Source organism: Rhizobium sp. BK591 (genome assembly GCF_014195045.1).
GTDB classification, from domain to species: Bacteria; Pseudomonadota; Alphaproteobacteria; order Rhizobiales; family Rhizobiaceae; genus Rhizobium; species Rhizobium anhuiense.
On the sequence record NZ_JACIAZ010000001.1, the window covers coordinates 497,995 to 520,591 of the forward strand.

Genomic DNA, 22,597 nt, shown 5'->3' on the forward strand with positions numbered 1-22,597 from the left:
TTACTCTATAGAATCAATCGTGTTATTCGGTCCGCAGGGGCAATATTTTCCGTTCCCGCGTTGATGCCGACCGATACCGGAGGACTTGGCTTCAATCCAACAAGAGGAGACAGACATGATGAATGCACTGCCGCCACTTCATAACGGCCACGCGCCGTTTACCCTCCAGCAATTGTTCCGCGAAGCGCTCTATGCCTTCGAGGAATGGGATAGCGAATTGACCGAGCCGATCGTGACCCACGAAGGACGGATCATCCCCATCAGCTTCGTTTTCGAAGCCATGCGCGAATGCACCGACATCGTGCCGATGAATATCGTCGGCGCCGTCACCGAACGGCTGACCAAGCCGTGGGAGGGCGAAGGCCCGCTCGACCAGATGACCTTCTCGACGGCGGCACGCGTCATGCGCGTGCTGGTGCGCAAGCGCCTTCTCGCCAACGGCACGGCGGATCTCGTCGCCGTTTCGGCCCACGCGGCCGAAGACCAGAGCCGCGACTGACAGGACGAGGATCGCGGCCATGGCTGCGATCCTTTTCCGCTTTTCGGCGGAACCTCGCTCATCCCCAGCCGTTTAGTCCGCACAGCCCGCCACTACGGCGCCTCGCGTCTTCGGACGCGCAATTCTGTACGCGCAATTCTGTAGTGATGACGGCCGAGGAACGAGCATCATGCTGAAATCCATCGTTCATGAAATCATCGGCGCATCCAGGCATGAGCCGGAGCTTCCGCAATCGCTGGAGCAGTTTCGCGACAGGAAGCGGGTATTGATCATCTTCGCCGACGCGCAAGACGACCGTCCAATCATTCAGGACGAATGGCTGCGCAAGGCGCAAATGCGCCTCATCGAGGAAGACGTCGAGGTATTCACCATTGCCGGCGGCGGCGCGTTCGCGCTGTTCGACGATGACTGGGAGCTCGATGCCGACGATATTCGCGCGCGGCTGCAGGGACCGCCGGCCGGTGAGTTCGGCCTGATCCTGATTGGGCGCGACGGAACCGTCCGACTGCGGTCGAGCGAGCCGCAAACCGCGGAGGAAATTTTCGCGGCCTTCGAGACGCTGCCGAAGGAGACACCCTGGTAAGGCTTCAGCCTTCGGTCTGAAACGAAAGCGGGGGTGGCGAAAGCTGCGCTCCCCCTTTGCGTGTTCAGAGCTCGAAGGCTTCCTTGAGGCCGAGGCTCTTGCGTTCGCGCAGATCGAGGTCGGCCTCGATATGGGCGATATGATGCAGCATCAGCTGGCAGGCGCGGTCGAGTTCCTTGACTTCGATCGCCGAAATGATGTCGCCATGTTCGGAGTGGCCGCAGCTCGATGCGGTCGACTGGCCATAGAGCGCAATGACGAGGGATGAGCGGGCAACGAGTTCCTCCATGAAGCGCTGCATGATGGCATTGCCGGATATCGCCGCCAGCGTCAGGTGAAAATCGCCCGATGCCTTGATCTCGGCTCGGCGCGCCGTCTGGCCGCGCTCGCTCATCAGGCGGCCTTCTTCCAGCAGCAGCTGTCTCAGATGGGCGATGTCATCCGGCGTGATCCGGGCGGCTGCCTCGCGCAATATGCCGGGTTCGACGAGCCGGCGGGCGGAAAAGATCTGGCGCGCCTCATCAGGCGAGGGATAAGCGACGAAAGCGCCGCGGTTCTTCTCGACGCTGACGAGGCCTTCATAGGAGAGTGCCTGCAGGGCGGCGCGGGCAAGCGTGCGGCTGACATTGAAGAGATTGCCGACATCGCTTTCCGAAAGCTTGGTACCGGGCGAGAGCCTGCGCTCGACGATCGCTTCGCGAATGGCATCGCGGATCTGTTGCGCGCCGGTCTCGGCGGAGTCGTCGGCCTGCTGAGCCTTGGCAGCGGATTTCATGAAATCGATTTCCTGATGGTCGGCAAACCATATCCGTGTTCGCGGCAAAAGTTAAATAGAATTTGTGCCCGAAGTGACGCTGAAATTGTATACGATCTTTTGCACAAATCGCGCACGATAGCCTAAATCGTGAGCAGATGCGGTTCTGCCTATAATTCGCCCTTGAAACTTCTGTTGATATAAAATCCTTATTTCGCAACGGTTTGATGCAGAAAACTGCATTTGGCACGGCAGATGCATCGTCTTTTTCGAACAGGGGAAGGCATGATGTCGAAAGCGGCAGAGATCGATATAGTATCCGTTTCGAAGGTCTATGGCGCGACGACGGCCGTCCATGCGATCAGCCTGAAAATTCCGGCCGGCTCCTATTGCTGCTTCCTCGGCCCGTCGGGCTGCGGCAAGACCTCGACGCTGCGCATGATCGCCGGCCACGAGAGCATTTCGTCGGGCGATATTCGGCTCGGCAATGTCGTGGTCACCGACTTTCCGCCGGCCAGGCGTGGCACGGCGATGATGTTCCAGTCCTACGCGCTGTTCCCGCATCTCGACCTGATCGACAACGTCGCCTTCAGCCTGAAGATGAAAGGCGTCGACAAGCAGGAGCGGCGGGCGAAGGCGCGCGAGATGCTCAAACTGATGCAGATGGAGGCCTATGCCAGCAGGCGTCCGGCCCAGCTTTCCGGCGGCCAGCAACAGCGCGTGGCGCTGGCGCGCGCGCTGATCACCGATCCGGAAGCGCTGCTGCTCGATGAGCCGTTGTCGGCGCTCGATCCGTTCCTGAAGATCCGCATGCGCGCCGAACTGAAGAAGCTGCAGAAGTCGCTCGGCATCACCTTCGTGCACGTCACCCACAGCCAGGAAGAGGCGATGGCGCTCGCCGATGTCATCGTCATCATGAATGACGGCCGGATCGAGCAGGCCGCAGCACCCCGCGAGGTCTTCGAACGGCCGGCGACGGCCTTCGTCGCGCGCTTCATGGGCGATCACAATGTGCTGTCCGGCCAGGTGACATCGAGCGAAAACGGGGTGCTGGTCATGACGGTGCCGGAGGGGCAGAGCTTTTCCGTGCGCGGGACGGGCAGGGAGGTCGGCGAGCGCGTCGATATCGGCATCCGCACCGATCGCGTGCGCCTGCAGGTGGCGACCGAATGGACGCTCGGCTTCAACGGCATCGTCTCCAACATCGAATATCGCGGCTCTTCCGTGAAGATCACCGTTATCGGCGCCGGCAGCGACGATTTCACCGTCATATCAGACGACGGCGACTATTTCGCCCGGCCGGTCGCCGTCGGCGACACCGTCGCGCTCAGCTGGGCGCTCGAGGATGCCGTGCTTCTCGGCCGCTCCTCGGCGTGAGCCATCACCATCAAGAACCATGAACCTTCCATATCAAGAAAAGGGGAACTGACATGACGACTGAAACGACATCGACCAAGGCGGAGAAGGGTCTGTCCCGCCGCACACTGCTGAAGACCGGCGCTGCCGCCGTCGGCGCCATCGCCGGCTCCGGCGCTATCACCGGCTTTCCGACAATCTGGGCGCAGACGAACATCACGCTTCGCCAGTTCGGCACCGGTGTTTCCAACATCAACGCCATCGCCGAGAAGTGCAAAGCCGATCTCGGCATCACGCTGGAGATGACGGCGACCGATTCCGACGCCGCCGCCCAGCGCGCCGTCACCCAGCCCGACAGCTACGACATTGCCGATATCGAATACTGGATCGCCAAGAAGGTGTTCCCGACAGGCGTCCTGCAGCCGATGGACGTCAAGAAGCTGAAATATTACGACAAGATCGTGCCGCTGTTCATCAACGGCAAGCTGAAGCCGGAAAGCGTCATCGCCCAGGGCACGGCGCCGCACACGGTCGGCTTCGTCGAGGCTCCGGGCGCCAAGACCTTTGCCAAGGAACCGACGCAGTGGATGACGATGGTTCCGACCATCTACAATGCCGATACGCTCGGCATCCGCCCCGATCTCGTCGGCCGCGATATTTCGAGCTGGGCCGACATCATGGATCCGAAGTTCAAGGGCAAGACTTCGATCCTCAACATCCCGTCGATCGGCATCATGGATGCTGCGATGATCATGGAGGCTATGGGCAACATCAAGTATGCCGACAAGGGCAACATGACCAAGGAAGAGATCGACAAGACGATCGAATTCCTCATCAAGGCTAAGGGCGACGGCCAGTTCCGCGCCTTCTGGAAGAGCTTCGACGAATCGGTCAACCTGATGGCATCGGGTGAAGTGGTCATCCAGTCCATGTGGTCGCCGGCCGTCGCCGCCGTCCGCTCCAAGGGTATCGCCTGCAAGTATCAGCCGCTCAAGGAAGGCTACCGCGCATGGGGCGGCGGCCTCGGCCTTGCCTCGCACCTCAAGGGCGCGCAGCTCGATGCGGCTTACGAATATATCAACTGGTACACGTCGGGCTGGGTCGGCGGCTACCTCAACCGCCAGGGCTACTATTCCGCCTGCATGGAAACGGCCAAGAACTTCATGACAGCCGACGAATGGGGCTACTGGATCGAGGGCAAGCCGGCACAGGGCGATATCCTGTCGCCTGAAGGCAAGGTCATGGAAAAGGCCGGCGCCGTTCGCGACGGCGGAGCCTTCGAAGCCCGCATGGGCGCGGTCGCCTGCTGGAACTCCGTCATGGACGAGGACCGCTACATGGTCCGCCGCTGGAACGAGTTCATCGCTGCGTAATGCGATTGCCGTTTTCCCCTCCCCAACCCTCGCCACAAGGGCGAGGGAGTCCGGAGGCGGTGCGGCAGAGAACTCCCTCCCCCTTGTGGGGAGGGTTGGGGAGGGGTCTTTTTTGAGCCCTCCCTGTCGGAAAGCCGGTGGCCCGGACGCCACCGCGATTCTCTTCTCCCCAGCGGGGAGAAGGTGCCGGCAGGCGGATGGAGGGGGCGGCACGCACCTTCGTTCCACTTGACGTAATCAGAACGGAGAACCGGATATGGCGACCATCGCAGCGGAAACGGAGGAGGACGGCCAGGGCGCGCGCGGCGGGCGTGGACTGAGGCTCTCCCCATCGGCGATATCCTATCTCCAGGCGACGCCGCTGTTCGCCATTCTCGGCTTCTTCTTCCTGCTGCCGATCGCCATGATCGCGGTCGTCAGCTTCTGGGACTACGATTTCGCCGGTCTCTACCCCGATTTCCTCACCATGAACTATACCGACACGCTCGGTTCGTGGGTGACGTGGAAGACCTATCTCAACACGTTGAAATTCACCGCGATCGTCTGGTCGCTGACGCTCGTCATCGGCTTCTGGGTCGCCTATTTCCTGGCCTTCCACATCCGCAAGACCTCAACGCAGATGATCCTCTTCCTCGTCTGCACCGTGCCGTTCATGACGTCGAACATCATCCGGATGATCTCGTGGATCCCGGTGCTCGGGCGCAACGGCCTGGTCAATTCGGCGCTGATCAAAATGGGCATCATTCCGCAGCCGATCGAATGGCTGCTCTATTCCGATTTCGCCGTCGTGCTCGCCATGGTGCATCTCTATACGCTGTTCATGGTGACGCCGATCTTCAACACGCTGATGCGCATCGACCGGTCGCTGTTCGAGGCGGCGCGCGATGCCGGTGCGTCGGGCTGGCAGATATTATGGAACGTCGTCATTCCGCTCGCCAAGCCCGGCATGGCGATCGGCACGATCTTCGTCGTGACGCTCGTCATGGCCGACTTTTCGACGGTGCAGGTGATGTCCGGCGGCCAGAGCGCCTCGGTGGCGCTGATGATGAAGAACCAGATGTCGCTGCTGCAATATCCGGCAGCGGCCGCCAATGCCGTGGTGCTGCTCGCCGTCGTGCTCCTGATGGTCGCGGCCATCCTGCGCGTCGTCGACATCCGCAAGGAGCTTTGAGATGAACCACGAAAAACGCGGCCTGGAATTCTATCTGCTGGCGATCTTCTTCATCATCTTCGTACTGTTTCTCTACGGCCCGCTTTCGGCGATCCTGATCCTTTCCTTCCAGGGACCGGACGGCGGCCTGACCTTCCCGATGAACGGCGTTTCCACCCATTGGTTCTTCAACCTGTTCGAGAAGCAGGCGGTCGGCGATTTCGGCGCCTCGTTCCGCCGTTCCTTCACCCTCGGGCTGATGGTGATGGCGGTGACGGTCGTCGTGTCGCTGCTTGCCGGGCTTGCCTTCCGCCGCCGCTTCCGCGGTTCGACCGCGCTGTTTTACGCCACGGTCGCAAGCCTCGTCGTGCCGTCGATCATCATCTCGCTCGGCATCGGCGTGGTCTTCCAGCAGGGAGGGCTGAAGCCCGCCTGGTATTCGTCGGCCTTCGGCGCGCATCTCACCTGGACGCTGCCCTTCGGCGTGCTGATCATGTTTGCCGTCTTCAACCGTTTCTCGCCGGCTTACGAAGAGGCGGCGCGCGATCTCGGCGCCAGCTCCTGGCAGACGTTCCGCCATGTCGTGCTGCCGATGATCGCGCCAAGCCTGATCGGCGTCGGCTTGTTCGGCTTCACGCTCTCCTATGACGAATTTGCCCGCACGCTGATGACCTCAGGCAGCTACAACACCTTGCCGCTCGAAATCTACGGCATGACGACCAACGTCACGACGCCGGTGCTCTATGCGCTCGGCACGGTGACGACGCTGTTTTCCTTCACCATCATTCTCATCGCCCTCGGTATCATGATGATGCTCAGCCGGCGGCAGGCAAAGATAAACTGATATGCGCATCCTCATCGTCAATCCGAACACAACGGCCTCCATGACCGAGAAGGCCGCGACCGCCGCGCGTGCGGTGGCAGCCTCCGGCACTGACATCATCGCCGCGACGTCGCGCATGGGGCCGGTTTCCATCGAGGGACATTACGACGGCGCGCTGGCGATCCCCGGTCTGCTCTCTGAACTCCAGGAGCGGCAGGCGGTCGGCTATGACGCGGCTGTGATCGCCTGCTTCGACGATACCGGGCTCGAAGCGGCACGGAGCTTTGCCGATGTGCCGATCCTCGGGCTTTGCGAATCCGCCGTGGTGACGGCGGGCTTCCTGGCGCAGCGCTTCACCGTGGTGACGACGCTGGAGCGCTCGCGGGTGCTGATCGACAATCTCGTGCGCCGCTACGGCATGGGCGAGCGCGCCAAGGTGCGGGCCTCCGACATCCCGGTGCTGGAGCTGGAAGATGCGGCCTCGGGCGCAATCGGCAAGCTCAGGGCCGAGATCGAGCGGGCGCTTTCAGAGGACGGCGCCGAGGCGATCGTGCTCGGCTGTGCCGGCATGACCGATCTGGCGCGCGAGCTGCAGGAGATCTACGGCGTGCCGGTCGTCGACGGCGTTGCGGCCGCCGTCAAGCAGGCCGAGGCGCTGGTGTCGCTCGGGCTTTCCACCAGCAAGCGCGGCTCCTATGCCTCGCCGCTGCCGAAACCCTTCAGCGGGGCGATGAGCGGTTTTGCGCCAGTCCGGAAAGCCGGCTGAGCCATGTCCGTTTCCTTCGATTTCAAACAGCTCACCGAGCGCGAACGCTACAAGCTGATGATCGGCACGATCATCCCGCGGCCGATCGCGCTGGTGACGACGGTGGATGAGGACGGCCGGATCAACGCCGCGCCCTTCAGCTTCTTCAACTGCCTTTCTGCCGATCCGCCGATCCTTGCGATCGGGGTCGAGAACAATGCCGACATGTCGTTCAAGGACACCGGCCACAATATCCGCATGACCGAGGTGTTCACGGTCAATATCGTCTCCTTCGCCATCGCCGAGGCGATGCATGTCTGCGGCGCCAAATATCCGCGCGGCGTCGACGAGCTGAAGGAAGCGGGGTTGACGGCGATGCCGGGCGAGAAGGTGGCATCGCCCTTCATCGCCGAAGCGCCGGCCGCCTTCGAATGCCGGCGGCATGTGACGCTGGAACTCGGCCGCTCGCGGCAGATCGTCATGGGTGAGATCGTCTATGCGCATTACCGCGACGGGGTCGTCGATCCGCAAAGGCTGCATGTCGATCCGGCAGCGGTCGATGCGATTGCAAGGCTCGGCGGCGATACCTGCGCCACCATCCGCGACCGTTTCGAGATGCTGACGCCGAAGCTCTGACGGGTGCGATAGGCCATAGGCCCAAGTTTTGCTTTACTTTTTCGGCTCCCGCGCGAATGGTCTGCACGGATTATCGCGGCAGAGGAGCGCTTACCCATGACAATCGAGAACGATCTCAGCCGGATCGCGGAGCAGGAGAAAGCGCTGAGCTTCGACGCTTTCGACCTGACGACGGCATGGCAGCTCGGCAAGCTCCTGCAGGAACTCGCCACCGAGCGCGGCCTCGGCATCGCGATCGATGTGACCTTGCATTCGATGCCGGTGTTTTACGCGGCACTCCCTGGCGTGACGCCCGATAACGTCAATTGGGTCCGCCGCAAGCGCAACATGGTGTTGCGCTATTTCCGCAGCAGCTATGCCTCCGGCCTGAAGTTGCAGAAGGACGGCAAGACGGTCGAAGACAATGGGCTTGATGGCGCCGACTATGCGCCGCATGGCGGCAGTTTTCCGATCAACGTCAAGGGCACCGGTTGCATCGGCGCCGTCACTGTCTCCGGCCTGCCGCAGCGCGACGACCACAATCTCGCGGTCGAGGCACTGGCGCTGATGCTGGCGAAGGATCTGGATACGTTGCGGCTTGCCCCGCCGCTCTGATGCGACCTTTCCTGCCGTGATTTTGACAGAAAAAAGCCATGAAAACTGCAAAATCGTGTCGCCGCTCCGGTGACGCGGCCCTATCCTGCGGCTAAGCTGCGGCATCGCACTCCTATTTTACCCCGGGACGCCATGATCCGCTTGTTTCTTGCGCTTGCCGCCATTGTCGGCTTCGGCCTTTTCCTTGCCTCCTGCAACACGCTGTCCAAGGAGGAATGCGTCGCCGCCGACTGGCGGGTGATCGGTGAGAGTGACGGGGCGGCGGGCTACGAGCCGCAGCAGCGTTTCGCCGCCCATGCGAAATCCTGCGAACGGGTCAAGATCATCCCCGATCAGTCGATCTGGTTCCAGGGCTATCAAGCGGGCCTGGTGCGCTACTGCACGCCGCTCAGCGGGCTTTCACGCGGCCAGGCGGGCAGCGGCTATGCCAATGTCTGCCCACCGGAAACCGCGCCGGGGTTCCTGCGCGGCTTCAACCTCGGCAGCAAGCAGCACGGGCTGCAGGAACGCCTCAACTCGATGCAGAACGACTATAGCTCCAAGGAGATGAGCATTGACGAGCTTTCCGACAAGCTGAGGGATGCCAAGGATGGCGACCGGTCGGAACTGCGCCGGCGGATCGAGGATCTGGAAGACGACATGCACGACATCCGCCGCGACCAGCGCGACGTGCAGGACGATCTCGACCGCGTCAACGAGGATGTCGAATGGTTCCAGCGCAACCCGAGCGCCGAACTGCCGGCGCCGGGTTACTGAAGCTCAGAGCTTGCCATTGGCCTCGGCGATGCCCTTCGTCAGGCTGCCGGTTGCCGGGAAGAGCGGAATGAGGCAGGCCTGCAGCGCGTGGTAGATATCGCCCTTGCCGGGGAAGAGCGAGTGCGAGGGCACGAGATCTTCCGTCAGTTCCTCATGCCAGCCGCCGTTCTTGTGGTCAATGAAGGCGCGCTCGATCACGTTCCAGATCTTGCGGTAGCTCTCCTCGTGGAAATCGCTCGGCAGATGTTCGTTGAGGAAATGGGCGGCAGCCGCACCTTCGCAGGCCGGCCACCAGAGCTTGTTGCGCTTGGCGGGCTTGTCGTCCCAGTCGAGCGTATAAAAGAAGCCGCCCTTGTCGTTGTCCCAGCCGAGCGCCATGGATTGGGCAAACAGCGCCTTGGCCGCATCCGGCATCCATTCGATGCGTTTGCCGCCGAGCGCCCAGAGCTGCAGGATGAGGCGAGCCCATTCCAGCCAATGACCGGGCGTCGTGCCGGCCGGGCGGAACATTTCGTTCGGATGATAATAGGTCTTGTCGAGATTCCATTCGGCGTCGAAATGCTCGGCGACGCGCCAGTCGACCGAACCGGCCGCGCGGCGGATGACGAGATCGGCGATGCTTTCGGCCTTGGTCAGATATTGCCTGTCGCCGGTCGCTTCGAAGGCCGCCATCAGCGCTTCGGTCAGATGCATGTTGGAGTTCTGGCCGCGATAGGCGCCGCCGTCGAGCGGCTGCCAGTCGGCGGTGAATTCCTCCGCGATTGCGCCGTGCTTGGCTTCCCAGAACTTTGTGTTGAGGATCTCGGTGATATCATTGAGCATGCCGTCGGCAAGCGGATGGCCGATGGTCTTTGCGGAGGAGGCGGCGAGCAGCACGAAAGCATGGCCATAGCCCTGCTTGTTGGAATCGACCGGACCGTCATTGTTAAGCGACCAGAAATAGCCGCCGTTTTTCCGGTCGCGATGATGGTTCCAGAGATAGTTCATGCCGTGGTCGGCGACGTCGGCAGCGCCCGGACGGCCGAGCAGGGCGCCGATCGAGAAGCAATGCACGGCGCGCGCGGCAATATGGATGCCGCGAACCTGGCCCTCGGCATCGAGCGGCCGGCCTCGGTCGTCGAGATCGTAGAAGCCGCCCTTGGGGTTGACCGAATTGTGCTGGAAGAAATCGAAGAGGCCGTTCGCCTGCTTGAGCAGCCAGTCGCGATGATAGGCGCGGGTCGTCCAGTTTCCAAGCGCGGCATTGCCGGTTGCGGGTGCCATGATGCTCCTCCGATTTCGTGCACAAGCGTTGCAAACGCCTATATAGAGGTCGGGCAAGCCTGTCATCGGTCTATCGCATCGGCCGTCCATTGCACGTCTGAAAAGGCGCGCGGCGCTGTAGCCTTGCAAAGCACGAAATCGATAGGCATATATTGACATAAAGATATCTTTATGTGATTTGGAAGTCTGGTCTTATGACGTCAAGGAGCCCTCCCGTGTTTGACAATCTCTTTGGTCCGGAAACGGGCAAGCGTGACGGCAGTGAAGTTTTCGCGGCTTTGAAACAAGCCGCGAGCGAACGCATCCTTGTCCTCGACGGCGCCATGGGCACACAGATCCAGGGGCTCGGCTATGACGAAGACCAGTTCCGCGGGACACGCTTCATCGGCTGCGCCTGTCACCAGAAGGGCAATAACGACCTTCTGATCCTGACCCAGCCGGACGCGATCGAAGAGATCCATTACAAATACGCCAAGGCCGGCGCCGACATTCTCGAGACCAACACCTTCTCCTCGACCCGCATCGCGCAGGCCGATTACGAGATGGAAGGTGCGGTCTACGACCTCAACAAGGAAGGTGCCGAGATCGTGCGCCGGGCGGCACAGCGCGCTGAGCGCGAGGACGGCCGCCGCCGCTTCGTCGCCGGCGCCATCGGCCCGACCAACCGCACCGCCTCGATCTCGCCCGATGTCAACAATCCCGGCTTTCGCGCCGTCACCTTCGACGATCTGCGTTCCGCCTATGGCGAGCAGATCGACGGCTTGATCGACGGCGGCGCCGACATCATCCTCATCGAGACGATCTTCGACACGCTGAACGCCAAGGCGGCGATCTTCGCCTGCGAGGAGCGCTTCGCGGCCAAGGGCGTGCGCCTGCCGGTGATGATCTCCGGCACGATCACCGATCTGTCCGGCCGCACCCTGTCCGGCCAGACGCCGTCGGCCTTCTGGAACTCGGTGCGCCATGCCAATCCCTTTACGATCGGTCTCAACTGCGCGCTCGGCGCCAACGCCATGCGCCCGCATCTGCAGGAACTTTCGGGCGTCGCCGACACCTTCATCTGCGCATATCCGAATGCCGGCCTGCCGAACGAATTCGGTCAATATGACGAAACGCCGGAGCTGATGGCCGCGCAGATCGACAGCTTCGCCCGCGAAGGCCTCGTCAATATCGTCGGTGGCTGCTGCGGTTCGACGCCGGAACATATCAGGGCGATCGCCGAGACCGTCGCCAAGTACAAGCCGCGGCCGATCCCCGAGCATCGTCCCTTCATGTCGCTGTCAGGCCTCGAACCTTTCGAGCTGACCAAGGACATTCCCTTCGTCAATGTCGGCGAGCGTACCAACGTCACCGGCTCGGCGAAGTTCCGCAAGCTGATCACCAATGCCGATTATACGGCAGCGCTCGACGTCGCCCGCGACCAGGTCGAGAACGGCGCGCAGGTGATCGACATCAACATGGACGAGGGCCTGATCGATTCCGAAAAGGCGATGGTCGAGTTCCTCAACCTGATCGCCGCCGAGCCTGACATCGCCCGCGTGCCCGTGATGATCGATTCGTCGAAGTTCTCGATCATCGAATCCGGCCTGAAGCGCGTCCAGGGCAAGCCGATCGTCAACTCGATCTCGCTGAAGGAAGGCGAGGAGAATTTCCTCGCCCAGGCGCGGCTGTTGCACAATTACGGGGCGGCCGTCGTCGTCATGGCCTTCGACGAGACCGGACAGGCCGACAGCTATGAGCGCAAGGTGGAAATCTGCACGCGCGCCTACAAGCTGCTGACCGAGAAGATCGGCTTCCCGCCCGAGGATATCATCTTCGATCCGAACATTTTCGCGGTCGCGACCGGCATCGAAGAGCACAATAATTACGGCGTCGATTTCATCGAGGCGACGCGGACGATCCGTGAGCGCATGCCGCTGGTGCATATTTCCGGCGGCGTTTCGAACCTGTCCTTCTCGTTCCGCGGCAACGAGCCGGTGCGCGAGGCGATGCACGCCGTGTTCCTCTACCACGCCATCCAGGCGGGCATGGACATGGGCATCGTCAATGCCGGCCAGCTGGCGGTCTACGACAACATCGATCCCGAGCTGCGCGAGACCTGCGAGGACGTGGTGCTGAACCGCCGCCCCGACGGCACCGAACGGCTGCTCGAAGTGGCCGAGCGCTTCCGCGGCGCCGGCGCCCGGGAAGGCCGGGTCCAGGATCTCTCCTGGCGCGAATGGAGTGTCGAGAAGCGTCTCGAACATGCGCTGGTCAACGGCATTACCGAATATATCGAGGCCGATACCGAGGAGGCGCGCCAGCAGGCCGCCCGGCCGCTGCATGTCATCGAGGGCCCGCTGATGGCCGGCATGAATGTCGTCGGCGATCTCTTCGGTTCGGGCAAGATGTTCCTGCCGCAGGTGGTCAAGTCGGCGCGTGTCATGAAGCAGGCGGTCGCCGTGCTGCTGCCCTACATGGAAGAGGAAAAGCGCCTCAACGGCGGCGAAGAGCGCCAGTCGGCCGGCAAGATCCTGATGGCGACGGTCAAGGGCGACGTGCACGATATCGGCAAGAACATCGTCGGCGTCGTGCTGGCCTGCAACAATTACGAGATCGTCGACCTCGGCGTCATGGTGCCGGCGACGAAGATCCTCGAAACGGCGATCGCCGAGAAGGTCGATGTCATCGGCCTTTCGGGCCTGATCACGCCGTCGCTCGACGAGATGGTGCACGTTGCGGCCGAGATGGAGCGGCAGGGTTTCAAGATCCCGCTCTTGATCGGCGGGGCGACGACCAGCCGCGTGCATACGGCCGTGAAGATTCACCCCGGCTACAACAACGGGCAGACGATCTATGTGACCGATGCCAGCCGCGCTGTTGGCGTCGTCTCGGCGCTGCTCTCGCCGGAGACCCGCCAGGGCTATGTCGACGATATAAGAGCCGAATATGCCAAGGTGGCGGCCGCCCATGCGCGCAGCGAGGCCGAGAAGGTGCGCCTGCCGTTGCCCCGGGCTCGCGAGAATGCGCACAAGATCGACTGGTCTGCCTACCAGCCGGTGAAGCCGCAATTCTTCGGCACGCGGGTGTTCGAGGATTACGATCTGGCCGAACTTGCCAAATATATCGACTGGACGCCGTTCTTCCAGACCTGGGAACTGCGCGGCCGTTACCCCGCCATTCTCGAAGACGAGAAGCAGGGCGAGGCAGCGCGCGCGCTCTGGACCGATGCGCAAGCCATGCTCAAGAAGATCATCGACGAGAAGTGGTTCCGCCCGCGCGCCGTCATCGGCTTCTGGCCGGCCGGCGCCGTCGGCGACGATATCCGGTTGTTCACCGACGAGAGCAGGACGCAGGAGCTTGAGACCTTCTATACCCTGCGCCAGCAGCTTTCGAAGCGGGACGGGCGGCCAAACGTGGCGCTCTCCGACTTCGTCGCGCCTGTCACAAGCGGGGTTCAGGATTATGTCGGCGGCTTCGTGGTGACGGCCGGTATTGAGGAAATCGCCATTGCCGAGCGTTTCGAACGGGCGAACGATGATTATTCTTCGATCCTGGTCAAGGCGCTGGCCGACCGTTTCGCCGAAGCTTTTGCCGAGCGTATGCATGAGCAGGTGCGTCGAGAATATTGGGGCTATGCCAAGAACGAGACGCTCAGCAAAGAGGATCTCATCACCGAAGCTTATGCCGGCATCCGCCCCGCGCCCGGTTATCCCGCCCAGCCTGACCACACCGAAAAGGCAACGCTCTTCAAGCTGCTCGACGCTGAAAAAGCGGCCGGCGTGAAGCTGACGGAAAGTTATGCGATGTGGCCGGGTTCCTCGGTCTCCGGCCTCTATATCGGCCACCCTGACTCCTATTATTTCGGTGTCGCCAAAATCGAGCGCGATCAGGTGGAAGATTATGCCAGGCGCAAGGGCATGGAGGTTTCCGAAGTCGAGCGCTGGCTCGGACCGGTGCTGAACTACGTGCCGCGCAAGGCGGATGAGGAGATCGACGACGCGGCGTAACCAGCCGTTTGGCGTCTTCCGCTGATAAAATAATTCAAGAAAGGAGGGAGCCGGAAGTGAATCACTTTCCGGCTCCATGCTTTTGAAAATCAAGAAGATTTTTCTTTTGAGCCGATGATGTCGGCCTTGCGGTTCAAGTCACCGCGATCGTCAGCTCCGCGACGAAATCATAGGCGTCGCCGCGATAGAGCGAGCGGGTGAATTCCACGGCGCGGCCGGAGCCAAGATAGGAGATGCGCTCGATCGACAGGCCGGCCGCACCGACCGAGACGCCGAGAAGCTGGGCGTCGGCTTCCTTCATATTGGTTGCCGAGATGCGCTGCACCGCGCGTACCGGGCGGACCTGGAGGCGTTCGAGTTCAGCATAGAGCGAATTGGTGACGGCCGAGGGATCGGGCAGGAACTCGCCGGAAACGCTGGCATTCTCGATCGCCAGCGGCTGGTCGTCGGCGATGCGCAGGCGGGAGAGGCGCGAAACCTTGACGTCGGTGCCGAGGCCGAGAATCATCATCTCGTCGGGCGAGGGGGTGTGGATGCCCTTGTGCAGCCATTCGGAGCGGGAGGACATGCCGCGGCGCGCCATATCCTCGGTGAAGGAGGTCAACTGCGACAGGCGTTGCTCGACCTTGGAGACCGGCTTGGCGACGAAGGTGCCCGAGCCGTGGCGGCGCACCAGCAGGCCGTCGGCGACCAATTCGTCGATCGCCTTGCGGACGGTGACGCGGCTGACGGCGGCGAATTCGGCGATGTCGCGTTCCGGCGGCAGCGCATCGCCGTGGCCGAGCGTGCCGGTGCGCACGGCCTCTTCGAGCATGCGGCGCAGCTTGACGTAGAGCGGGCCGGTACCGGCAGCCTGCAGGCGCTCCAGGGATAGGATGGTAGCGAGGTCGTCGCTCATGCCGCACCTCTCTGCCTGTTGTTCAGGAGCTTCACCGCAAGTCCCACCGCGCCCTGCAGGGCATCGCCCTTCGGTTTGGCGAGCAGCAGCCTGTAACGTTCGGCAAGCCAGGGTTCATAGGCTTCGGCAAGGCCGCCGAGCAGGCAGATCGACGGGCATTCGGGCCAGAGCAGCGCCTCGAGGCTTTCGCCGATCGCGGTCGCGGCGTCGGTGACGATGCCAACCGCAACAGTATCGCCCTTGGCCGCATGTTCGAAGACAACAGGTGCGTAGCGGGCAAAGTCCTTCGGTCTTGCCGAATGCGCGAATTCGACGATGCGCTCGGGATCGTTGCCGTATTCGGCCATGACCGCTTCGGTGATCGGCGATGCCGGCCGCACCCCGTCATGGGCGAGCAGCGATCGTTCCATTAGGTCGCGGCCGAGGCGGGCGCCGCTTGCCTGGTCCCCAACGACGAAACCCCAGCCGCCGATGCCGTTCAGCCGGCCATCCCTACGGGCATTATAGACCGAGCCGGTGCCGAAGGCGCCAACGATACCGTCGGCATCGCCGAGCGCACCCTGCAGGGCAATCAGCGCATCGGTGACGACGCGACCTTCGGTAAAGGGCAGGGCCGTTTCGATTCGTCTGCCGTAATCGCCGACGTTGGCACCGGCGACGCCGACGACGGCTGCGACGGAGGAGATGGTTTCAGCAGCAAGCCCGGCATCGCACAGCGCCTGCCGGGCGGATTCGACGATATTGAGAAGAGAGTTTTCGAGATCCGACAGAATGTTGGCAGGGCCTGATTTGCCGCGGCCGATGACATTGCCGTTTCCGTCCGCGACTGCGGCCCGGCAGCTCGTTCCGCCGCCGTCTATGCCGATTGCAAGCTCCGTCATCGGGCCTCCGAATATACCGTTCCCTATGTTTTTTAATACAATACCAAAAAAATACCATTTACCAAGTGGGAATGAGGGAGAAAATCAATCTTTTTATCTCATTGATTTCACTGGATTTAATTTTTTAACGAATTTTCTCAGGCCGAAAAGTTAAATTCGGCTGGACAATTGGTATTTTTTTGGCATTAATTCCGCAAAAGGGAACAGCACTTCGAAGCCCACGAAAACCGGCAGTTAAGCCAAGCCGGAACCGCTACGAAGGTGATCGAGATGACGACCCACTGGCCTATCGGGCTTGTGGCGAATTCGGGCATTCATCGGCTTTCCCCATCATTTCGCCGCCCCGGTGTAGCCGCTGGGAAGGTGCGCAGTCCGGCCGCAGGCGATCCGCCTTCGTGTCCGTCGAGCTTTCGGGACCGGCATTGCTGGCGGTCCTCCAAGGGGCGTTGGGTGTTGCCTCAGGCACGCCAATTGCTTGTTTCAGATCGAAAACAGCGCCTCGCGGCGCTTAAACAGGAGAGGGAAATGAAAAACACTGCTCTGAAAAGCTTCCTGCTTGCATCCAGCCTGCTGACGTCAGCAGGCCTCGTCCATGCCGCCGACGTCACGCTGACGATCGAAAGCTGGCGCAATGACGACCTGCAGATCTGGCAGGAGAAGATCATCCCGGCCTTCGAAGCCAAGAACCCGGGCATCAAACTCGTCTTCTCGCCGACAGCACCGACCGAATACGATGCTGCAACGTCTGCCAAGATCGATGCCGGCAGCGCCGGCGACATCATCACCTGCCGTCCCTTCGACAAGTCGCTGGCCCTGTTCAAGAGCGGCAACTTGACGAGCCTGAATGATCTGCCGGGTATGGAGAACTTCTCGCCGGTCGCAAAGGCCGCCTGGACGACCGACGACGGCAAGTCGACCTTCTGCGTGCCGATGGCTTCGGTCATCCACGGCTTCATCTACAACAAGGATGCCTTCGACAAGCTCGGCATCTCGGTGCCGAAGACGCAGGACGAGTTCTACGCAGCGCTCGACAAGATCAAGGCCGACGGCACCTACATCCCGCTCGCCATGGGCACGAAGGACCTCTGGGAAGCCGCCACCATGGGCTACCAGAACATCGGCCCGAACTACTGGAAGGGTGAGGACGGCCGCGCCGCCCTGATCGCCGGCAAGCAGAAGCTGACCGACGCCGACTGGGTCAAGCCCTATGAAGAGCTTGCCAAGTGGAAGCCCTATCTCGGCGACGGCTTCGAAGCTCAGACCTACTCCGACAGCCAGAACCTCTTCACGCTCGGCCGTGCCGCGATCTACCCGGCCGGCTCGTGGGAAATCGCGCTGTTCAACAGCCAGGCACAGTTCAAGATGGGCGCCTTCCCGCCGCCGGTTCCAAAGGCTGGCGACACGGGCTACATCTCCGACCATCCTGACATTGCGGTCGGCCTGAACGCGAAGAGCGCGCATGCTGAGGAAGCCAAGAAGTTCCTCACTTGGGTTGCTTCGCCTGAGTTCGCCGATATCTACGCCAACGCGCTGCCGGGCTTCTTCAGCCTGAACTCCAACCCGGTCAAGATGTCCGATCCGCTCGCTCAGGAATTCGTTTCCTGGCGCGGCCCGTACAAGTCGACGGTGCGCTCGACCTATCAGATCCTGTCGCGCGGCACGCCGAACCTCGAAAACGAGACCTGGGTCGAATCGGCCAACGTCATCAACGGCACGGATACGCCGGCGGTTGCTGCCGAAAAGCTCCAGAAGGGCCTCGACAGCTGGTACAAGCCGGCCAAGTGATGTGATCAGGGGCGGCGTTTGCTGCCCCTCATCCAGCCTGCCGGCCACCTTCTCCCCGCGTGCGGGGAGAAGGAGATTCGCAGCGACCTCCCAGCCCGACATAGCATCCCAGCAGGGCGTTCCTTTCTTCCCAGGTGGTGGAGAGTCCGGGTGAGGCGCAACGTTTTCCACCTGTGCTGCCCTTGCAGCCAGTCGACATGAACAGGCAAAAGCCATGAGCGAAACCAACAACGCGGCCGATATCGTCCCGCTCAAGCGCCCGGTGCGCTGGCACATTTTCGTCTTCATGCTGCCAGCCCTGATCGTCTATTCCGCCGTCATGGTGCTGCCGCTCATCGAAACCCTCCGGCTGTCGCTTTACAATATGGTCGACGGGCAGCCGGCCTTCGTCGGACTGGCGAATTTCAAGGTGCTGTTCGGCGATGCGCGCTGGGCGCGCGATTTCTGGAATGCCCTTGTCAATAACCTGATCTTCTTTGCCATCCACATGTGCGTGCAGAACCCGATCGGCGTGGCGCTTGCCGCCCTGCTTTCGGTGCCGAAACTGCGCGGCGTTGCCTTCTACCGCACGGCGATGTTCCTGCCGACGCTCTTGTCCTTCGTCATCGTCGGCTTCATCTGGAAACTGATCCTCTCGCCGATCTGGGGCGTGGCGCCCTGGATGCTCGATCTCATCGGCTTGAAATTCCTGTTCGCGCCCTGGCTCGGCAAGTCCGGTTCGGCGCTGATCGCGGTGTCGCTGATCTCGAACTGGCAATATATCGGCATTCCGATGATGCTGATCTATGCCGCACTTCTCAGCATCCCTGAAGAGGTGATCGAGGCGGCCGAATGCGACGGCATTACCGGCTGGGCGCAATTCTGGAAGATCAAGCTGCCGCTCATCCTGCCGGCGATCGGCATCATCTCGATCCTGACCTTCGTCGGCAATTTCAACGCCTTCGATCTGATCTACACCGTGCAGGGGGCGCTCGCCGGGCCTGACATGTCGACCGACATTCTCGGCACCTTGCTCTACCGCACCTTTTTCGGTTTCCAGCTTCAGCTCGGCGACCGCTCGATGGGCGCGACGATCGCTACGGTGATGTTCCTCATCATTCTCGCCGGCGTCTCGCTTTATCTCTTCGTCATCCAGCGGCGCATGCGTCGCTACCAGTTCTGAGGAGCGCGCATGTCCAAGGCACGCACATCTCCCATCCGCACCGGCCTCGTGCATCTGGCGCTGAGCGCCTATACGCTGGTCGCGTTGTTTCCGGTGTTTCTGACCATCGTCAACTCGTTCAAGGATCGCGCTTCGATCTTCCGCGAGCCGCTGATGATCCCGACGCCGTCGACCTTCAGCCTTGTCGGCTATCAGACGGTGCTGGGGCAGGGCGATTTCGCCACCTATTTCCAGAACAGCTTCATCGTCACGATCGTCTCGATCCTGCTGGTGCTGCTCTTCGGCGCCATGGCGGCCTTCGCCCTGTCGGAATATCGTTTCCGCGGCAATACGCTGCTCGGGCTCTATATGGCGATCGGCATCATGATCCCGATCCGTCTCGGCACGGTGGCGATCCTGCAGGGCATGGTGGCGGCCGGCCTCGTCAACACGCTGACGGCGCTGATCCTCGTCTATACCGCGCAGGGCATACCGCTGGCGATTTTCATCCTGTCGGAATTCATGCGCACGGTTTCGGATGACCTCAAGAATGCCGGGCGCATCGATGGGCTTTCCGAATATGCGATCTTCTTCCGGCTGGTGCTGCCACTGGTGCGCCCGGCCATGGCGACGGTCGCCGTCTTCACGATGATCCCGATCTGGAACGACCTCTGGTTCCCGCTGATCCTGGCGCCGTCGGAGGCCACCAAGACGGTGACGCTCGGCTCGCAGATCTTCATCGGCCAGTTCGTCACCAACTGGAATGCGGTGCTGGCGGCGCTGTCGCTGGCGATCCTGCCGATCCTCGTCCTCTACGTCATCTTCTCGCGGCAGCTGATCCGCGGCATCACGTCAGGAGCCGTCAAGTGACCGTAAAACCGATCCGCGTCCTCGTTGCCGGCCTCGGCAATATGGGCCGCAGCCATGCGCTCGCCTATCACAACAATCCAGGCTTCGAGATCGTTGGTCTCGTCAACCGCTCGACGCCGAAGCTGGAGCCCGAGCTGCAGGGCTATACGATCCATCCCGACTTCATGACGGCGCTCGCCGAGCTGAAGCCGGACCTCTGCTCGATCAACACCTATTCCGACAGCCATGCCGATTATGCCGTCGCCGCCTTCGAGGCCGGCTGCGACGTCTTCGTCGAAAAACCGCTGGCGACCACCGTCGCCGATGCCGAGCGCGTGGTCGCGGCGGCTGGGAAGGCCGGGCGCAAGCTGGTGATCGGTTATATTCTTCGCCATCACCCTTCCTGGATGAAGCTGATCGAGGAGGCGCGCAAGCTCGGCCCGCCTTACGTCTTCCGCATGAACCTCAACCAACAGTCCAGCGGCCCGACCTGGGCGACGCACAAGTCGCTGATGCGCACCACCTCGCCGATCGTCGATTGCGGCGTGCATTATGTCGACGTCATGTGCCAGATCACTGATGCCAGGGCTGTCGAGGTGCGCGGCATGGGGCTGCGCATGTCCGACGAGATTGCCGCCGACATGTATAATTACGGTCACCTGCAGGTGCTGTTCGAGGACGGTTCGGTCGGCTGGTACGAAGCCGGTTGGGGACCGATGATCTCGGAGACCGCCTTCTTCGTGAAGGACGTGATGTCGCCGAAGGGTGCGGTTTCCATTGTCATGGATCCGAACGCCAAGTCCGACGATATCGACACGCACACCAAGACCTCCGTGATCCGTCTGCACACGGCCGAGACCGGCGCGGACGGCAAGTTCATCCGGCCCGACCAGGATATGAGGATGACCGGCGAGCCCGGCCATCAGGCGCTTTGCGACCTGGAACAGGCCTTCATGCTGAGGGCGATCCGCGAGGATCTGAACCTCGACCGCCATATGGCGGATGCGGTGGCATCGCTGCGCATCTGCCTTGCCGCCGACGAGAGCGTGCGTACCGGCCAGCCGGTCAGATTGTAAGGGAAAGACAGTGGGATCGCTTCAACTCAAATCCATCCGCAAGACCTACGGCACGCATGAAGTGCTGAAAGGCATCGACCTCGAAGTCAAGGACGGTGAATTCGTCATCTTCGTCGGTCCGTCGGGCTGCGGGAAGTCGACGCTGCTGCGCAGCATTGCCGGTCTCGAGGACGTCACGTCGGGCGCCGTCGTCATCAACGGCCGCGACGAGACGCTGACGCCGCCGGCCAGGCGCGGAATCGCCATGGTGTTCCAGTCCTACGCGCTCTATCCGCATCTGACGGTCAAGGACAATATGGGGCTCGGCCTCAAGCAGGCCGGCACCGCAAAGGACGAGATCGAAAAGCGTGTCAGCAAGGCATCCGGCATGCTGTCGCTGGAGCCATATCTAGCGCGGCGGCCGGCCGAGCTCTCCGGCGGCCAGCGCCAGCGTGTCGCGATCGGCCGCGCCATCGTGCGCGAACCGGAACTCTTCCTGTTCGACGAACCGTTGTCGAACCTCGATGCGGCGCTACGCGTCCAGACCCGCCTCGAAATCGCCCGGCTGCACCGCAGCCTGAAGGCGACGATGATCTATGTGACCCACGATCAGGTCGAGGCGATGACGCTTGCCGACAAGATCGTCGTGTTGAATGCCGGCGCGATCGAACAGATCGGTTCGCCGATGGAGCTTTACAACCGTCCGGCCAATGTCTTCGTCGCCGGCTTCATCGGCTCACCGCAGATGAATTTCATCGCGGCCGAGAAGGTTGGCGATCACAGCGCCAAGACGATCGGCGTGCGGCCCGAACACATGACGCTGTCGCGTGAGCAGGGGAGTTGGGCGGCGAAGGTCGTGCATGTCGAGCATCTCGGCGCCGATACGATCATCTATCTGGAGTCCGACCAGTGCGGCCTGCTGACGGCACGCCTGTTCGGCGAGCATCAGTACGAGCCCGACGAGATCGTCTATGCGACGCCGGATCAGGCGCGTGTCCACCGCTTCGATGTCGACGACCAGGCGATCCGCTGAGGGCATGATAGAACGAAAAAGCCCCGTGTTGCGGGGCCTTTCACTTCCCGTTGGCGTGCAAGAGTTCGATCAGCCAAGCACGGGCCGCATGAAGCTACGTTCATAGCTGACGATACTGCGGTTGCGTTTGTCGAGTTCGAAAGCGGCCTGACATTCCGGATCACTCGCCATGCGCGTGCGATAGTCCTCATAGGCGGCAAGGCTCGGGAAGGAAAACAAGGCAACGGCAATGTCGTTGGCGCCTTCGGATGGCAGGAAATAACCGTGATGGGTGCCGCCCATCCTGTTGACGATCGGAATCCAGAGCCGGGCATATTCCTCGAATTCGGCAAGCTTGTACGGATCGATCACATAACGCAGGTGGCAGGTAATCATTGACATATCCCATTGCGTAAAACACCGAGCGGAGGGGTGCGGCTCATTTGGTTTGCTCA

At 61.8% G+C, this 22,597-nt stretch carries 21 protein-coding genes; 16 read left to right on the forward strand and 5 right to left on the reverse strand.

Annotation, left to right across the window (positions count from 1 at the left end):
• Positions 1–115 precede the first annotated feature (115 nt).
• Positions 116–499, forward strand: coding sequence for a hypothetical protein (locus FHX10_RS02355; RefSeq protein WP_028756343.1), 384 nt, complete (start codon positions 116–118; stop codon positions 497–499).
• A gap of 169 nt (positions 500–668) precedes the next feature.
• Positions 669–1,082 carry a DUF4174 domain-containing protein gene (locus FHX10_RS02360; RefSeq protein WP_028756344.1) on the forward strand — a complete coding sequence of 138 codons (414 nt, stop codon included), beginning with the start codon at positions 669–671 and terminating at the stop codon, positions 1,080–1,082.
• A 64-nt stretch (positions 1,083–1,146) separates the two neighbouring features.
• Here FHX10_RS02360 and FHX10_RS02365 read toward each other — a convergent pair whose 3' ends face one another.
• A complete protein-coding gene (locus tag FHX10_RS02365; protein ID WP_047611771.1) occupies positions 1,147–1,857 on the reverse strand; it encodes a GntR family transcriptional regulator in 711 nt (236 codons plus the stop codon).
• A 267-nt stretch (positions 1,858–2,124) separates the two neighbouring features.
• Here FHX10_RS02365 and FHX10_RS02370 point away from each other — a divergent pair, with 267 nt between their 5' ends.
• From FHX10_RS02370 to FHX10_RS02405, 8 genes are all read left to right on the forward strand, one after another.
• The gene (locus FHX10_RS02370; protein WP_028756346.1) at positions 2,125–3,213 is read left to right on the forward strand and encodes an ABC transporter ATP-binding protein; all 1,089 of its coding nucleotides are present in this window, start codon (positions 2,125–2,127) and stop codon (positions 3,211–3,213) included.
• A 53-nt stretch (positions 3,214–3,266) separates the two neighbouring features.
• Positions 3,267–4,565, forward strand: a complete 1,299-nt coding sequence (locus tag FHX10_RS02375; RefSeq protein ID WP_047611023.1) for a PotD/PotF family extracellular solute-binding protein — start codon at positions 3,267–3,269, stop codon at positions 4,563–4,565.
• Between the two features lie 256 nt (positions 4,566–4,821).
• Positions 4,822–5,736, forward strand: a complete 915-nt coding sequence (locus FHX10_RS02380) for an ABC transporter permease (protein WP_028756356.1) — start codon at positions 4,822–4,824, stop codon at positions 5,734–5,736.
• 1 nt (position 5,737) lies between these two features.
• Entirely contained in the window at positions 5,738–6,559 is an 822-nt protein-coding gene (locus FHX10_RS02385; RefSeq protein ID WP_047614207.1) for an ABC transporter permease, read from the forward strand.
• A gap of 1 nt (position 6,560) precedes the next feature.
• Positions 6,561–7,304: an aspartate/glutamate racemase family protein gene (locus tag FHX10_RS02390; protein WP_047611020.1), complete on the forward strand. Its 744-nt coding sequence runs from the start codon at positions 6,561–6,563 to the stop codon at positions 7,302–7,304.
• A gap of 3 nt (positions 7,305–7,307) precedes the next feature.
• Positions 7,308–7,919 (forward strand): flavin reductase family protein, encoded by a 612-nt coding sequence (locus FHX10_RS02395; RefSeq protein WP_184389070.1) that lies wholly within the window; start codon positions 7,308–7,310, stop codon positions 7,917–7,919.
• 96 nt (positions 7,920–8,015) lie between these two features.
• Positions 8,016–8,513, forward strand: coding sequence for a heme-degrading domain-containing protein (locus FHX10_RS02400; protein ID WP_028756352.1), 498 nt, complete (start codon positions 8,016–8,018; stop codon positions 8,511–8,513).
• 132 nt (positions 8,514–8,645) lie between these two features.
• On the forward strand, positions 8,646–9,269 hold the full coding sequence (locus tag FHX10_RS02405; protein ID WP_028756351.1) for a DUF2799 domain-containing protein: 624 nt from the start codon (positions 8,646–8,648) through the stop codon (positions 9,267–9,269).
• A 3-nt stretch (positions 9,270–9,272) separates the two neighbouring features.
• On the opposite strand, the gene FHX10_RS02410 is transcribed toward FHX10_RS02405, so the two are convergent.
• Complete coding sequence (locus tag FHX10_RS02410; protein WP_184389073.1) at positions 9,273–10,532, reverse strand: AGE family epimerase/isomerase; 1,260 nt, start codon at positions 10,530–10,532, stop codon at positions 9,273–9,275.
• Positions 10,533–10,747: 215 nt separating this feature from the next.
• Here FHX10_RS02410 and metH point away from each other — a divergent pair, with 215 nt between their 5' ends.
• Positions 10,748–14,521 (forward strand): methionine synthase, encoded by a 3,774-nt coding sequence (metH, locus tag FHX10_RS02415; protein ID WP_184389085.1) that lies wholly within the window; start codon positions 10,748–10,750, stop codon positions 14,519–14,521.
• Positions 14,522–14,654: 133 nt separating this feature from the next.
• Here the strand turns inward: metH and FHX10_RS02420 are convergent, their stop codons facing one another.
• A complete protein-coding gene (locus FHX10_RS02420) occupies positions 14,655–15,419 on the reverse strand; it encodes a GntR family transcriptional regulator (protein WP_011652849.1) in 765 nt (254 codons plus the stop codon).
• Positions 15,416–16,300, reverse strand: a complete 885-nt coding sequence (locus FHX10_RS02425) for an N-acetylglucosamine kinase (RefSeq protein WP_047611011.1) — start codon at positions 16,298–16,300, stop codon at positions 15,416–15,418. Before FHX10_RS02425 ends, FHX10_RS02420 begins: the two co-directional genes overlap by 4 nt.
• 525 nt (positions 16,301–16,825) lie before the next feature.
• Here FHX10_RS02425 and FHX10_RS02430 point away from each other — a divergent pair.
• The 5 genes from FHX10_RS02430 to FHX10_RS02450 all read left to right on the forward strand — a co-directional run bounded on the left by FHX10_RS02430 (position 16,826) and on the right by FHX10_RS02450 (position 22,163).
• A complete protein-coding gene (locus FHX10_RS02430) occupies positions 16,826–18,085 on the forward strand; it encodes an ABC transporter substrate-binding protein (protein WP_047611009.1) in 1,260 nt (419 codons plus the stop codon).
• A 214-nt stretch (positions 18,086–18,299) separates the two neighbouring features.
• Positions 18,300–19,247, forward strand: coding sequence for a carbohydrate ABC transporter permease (locus FHX10_RS02435; RefSeq protein ID WP_028755804.1), 948 nt, complete (start codon positions 18,300–18,302; stop codon positions 19,245–19,247).
• A 9-nt stretch (positions 19,248–19,256) separates the two neighbouring features.
• Positions 19,257–20,096, forward strand: coding sequence for a carbohydrate ABC transporter permease (locus tag FHX10_RS02440; protein ID WP_028755805.1), 840 nt, complete (start codon positions 19,257–19,259; stop codon positions 20,094–20,096).
• Entirely contained in the window at positions 20,093–21,151 is a 1,059-nt protein-coding gene (locus FHX10_RS02445) for a Gfo/Idh/MocA family protein (protein WP_028755806.1), read from the forward strand. The genes FHX10_RS02440 and FHX10_RS02445 overlap by 4 nt, the downstream gene beginning before the upstream one ends.
• Before the next feature lie 10 nt (positions 21,152–21,161).
• Positions 21,162–22,163 carry an ABC transporter ATP-binding protein gene (locus FHX10_RS02450; RefSeq protein ID WP_028755807.1) on the forward strand — a complete coding sequence of 334 codons (1,002 nt, stop codon included), beginning with the start codon at positions 21,162–21,164 and terminating at the stop codon, positions 22,161–22,163.
• Between the two features lie 69 nt (positions 22,164–22,232).
• On the opposite strand, the gene FHX10_RS02455 is transcribed toward FHX10_RS02450, so the two are convergent.
• Positions 22,233–22,538, reverse strand: a complete 306-nt coding sequence (locus tag FHX10_RS02455) for an NIPSNAP family protein (protein WP_028755808.1) — start codon at positions 22,536–22,538, stop codon at positions 22,233–22,235.
• Between the last annotated feature and the right edge of the window lie 59 nt (positions 22,539–22,597).

Coding starts and splice junctions, on each gene's coding strand:
- FHX10_RS02355 (WP_028756343.1), top strand. CDS start 116: ATGATGAATGCACTGCCGCCACTTCATAACGGCCACGCGCCGTTTACC.
- FHX10_RS02360 (WP_028756344.1), top strand. CDS start 669: ATGCTGAAATCCATCGTTCATGAAATCATCGGCGCATCCAGGCATGAG.
- FHX10_RS02365 (WP_047611771.1), bottom strand. CDS start 1,857: ATGAAATCCGCTGCCAAGGCTCAGCAGGCCGACGACTCCGCCGAGACC.
- FHX10_RS02370 (WP_028756346.1), top strand. CDS start 2,125: ATGTCGAAAGCGGCAGAGATCGATATAGTATCCGTTTCGAAGGTCTAT.
- FHX10_RS02375 (WP_047611023.1), top strand. CDS start 3,267: ATGACGACTGAAACGACATCGACCAAGGCGGAGAAGGGTCTGTCCCGC.
- FHX10_RS02380 (WP_028756356.1), top strand. CDS start 4,822: ATGGCGACCATCGCAGCGGAAACGGAGGAGGACGGCCAGGGCGCGCGC.
- FHX10_RS02385 (WP_047614207.1), top strand. CDS start 5,738: ATGAACCACGAAAAACGCGGCCTGGAATTCTATCTGCTGGCGATCTTC.
- FHX10_RS02390 (WP_047611020.1), top strand. CDS start 6,561: ATGCGCATCCTCATCGTCAATCCGAACACAACGGCCTCCATGACCGAG.
- FHX10_RS02395 (WP_184389070.1), top strand. CDS start 7,308: ATGTCCGTTTCCTTCGATTTCAAACAGCTCACCGAGCGCGAACGCTAC.
- FHX10_RS02400 (WP_028756352.1), top strand. CDS start 8,016: ATGACAATCGAGAACGATCTCAGCCGGATCGCGGAGCAGGAGAAAGCG.
- FHX10_RS02405 (WP_028756351.1), top strand. CDS start 8,646: ATGATCCGCTTGTTTCTTGCGCTTGCCGCCATTGTCGGCTTCGGCCTT.
- FHX10_RS02410 (WP_184389073.1), bottom strand. CDS start 10,532: ATGGCACCCGCAACCGGCAATGCCGCGCTTGGAAACTGGACGACCCGC.
- FHX10_RS02420 (WP_011652849.1), bottom strand. CDS start 15,419: ATGAGCGACGACCTCGCTACCATCCTATCCCTGGAGCGCCTGCAGGCT.
- FHX10_RS02425 (WP_047611011.1), bottom strand. CDS start 16,300: ATGACGGAGCTTGCAATCGGCATAGACGGCGGCGGAACGAGCTGCCGG.
- FHX10_RS02430 (WP_047611009.1), top strand. CDS start 16,826: ATGAAAAACACTGCTCTGAAAAGCTTCCTGCTTGCATCCAGCCTGCTG.
- FHX10_RS02435 (WP_028755804.1), top strand. CDS start 18,300: ATGAGCGAAACCAACAACGCGGCCGATATCGTCCCGCTCAAGCGCCCG.
- FHX10_RS02440 (WP_028755805.1), top strand. CDS start 19,257: ATGTCCAAGGCACGCACATCTCCCATCCGCACCGGCCTCGTGCATCTG.
- FHX10_RS02455 (WP_028755808.1), bottom strand. CDS start 22,538: ATGATTACCTGCCACCTGCGTTATGTGATCGATCCGTACAAGCTTGCC.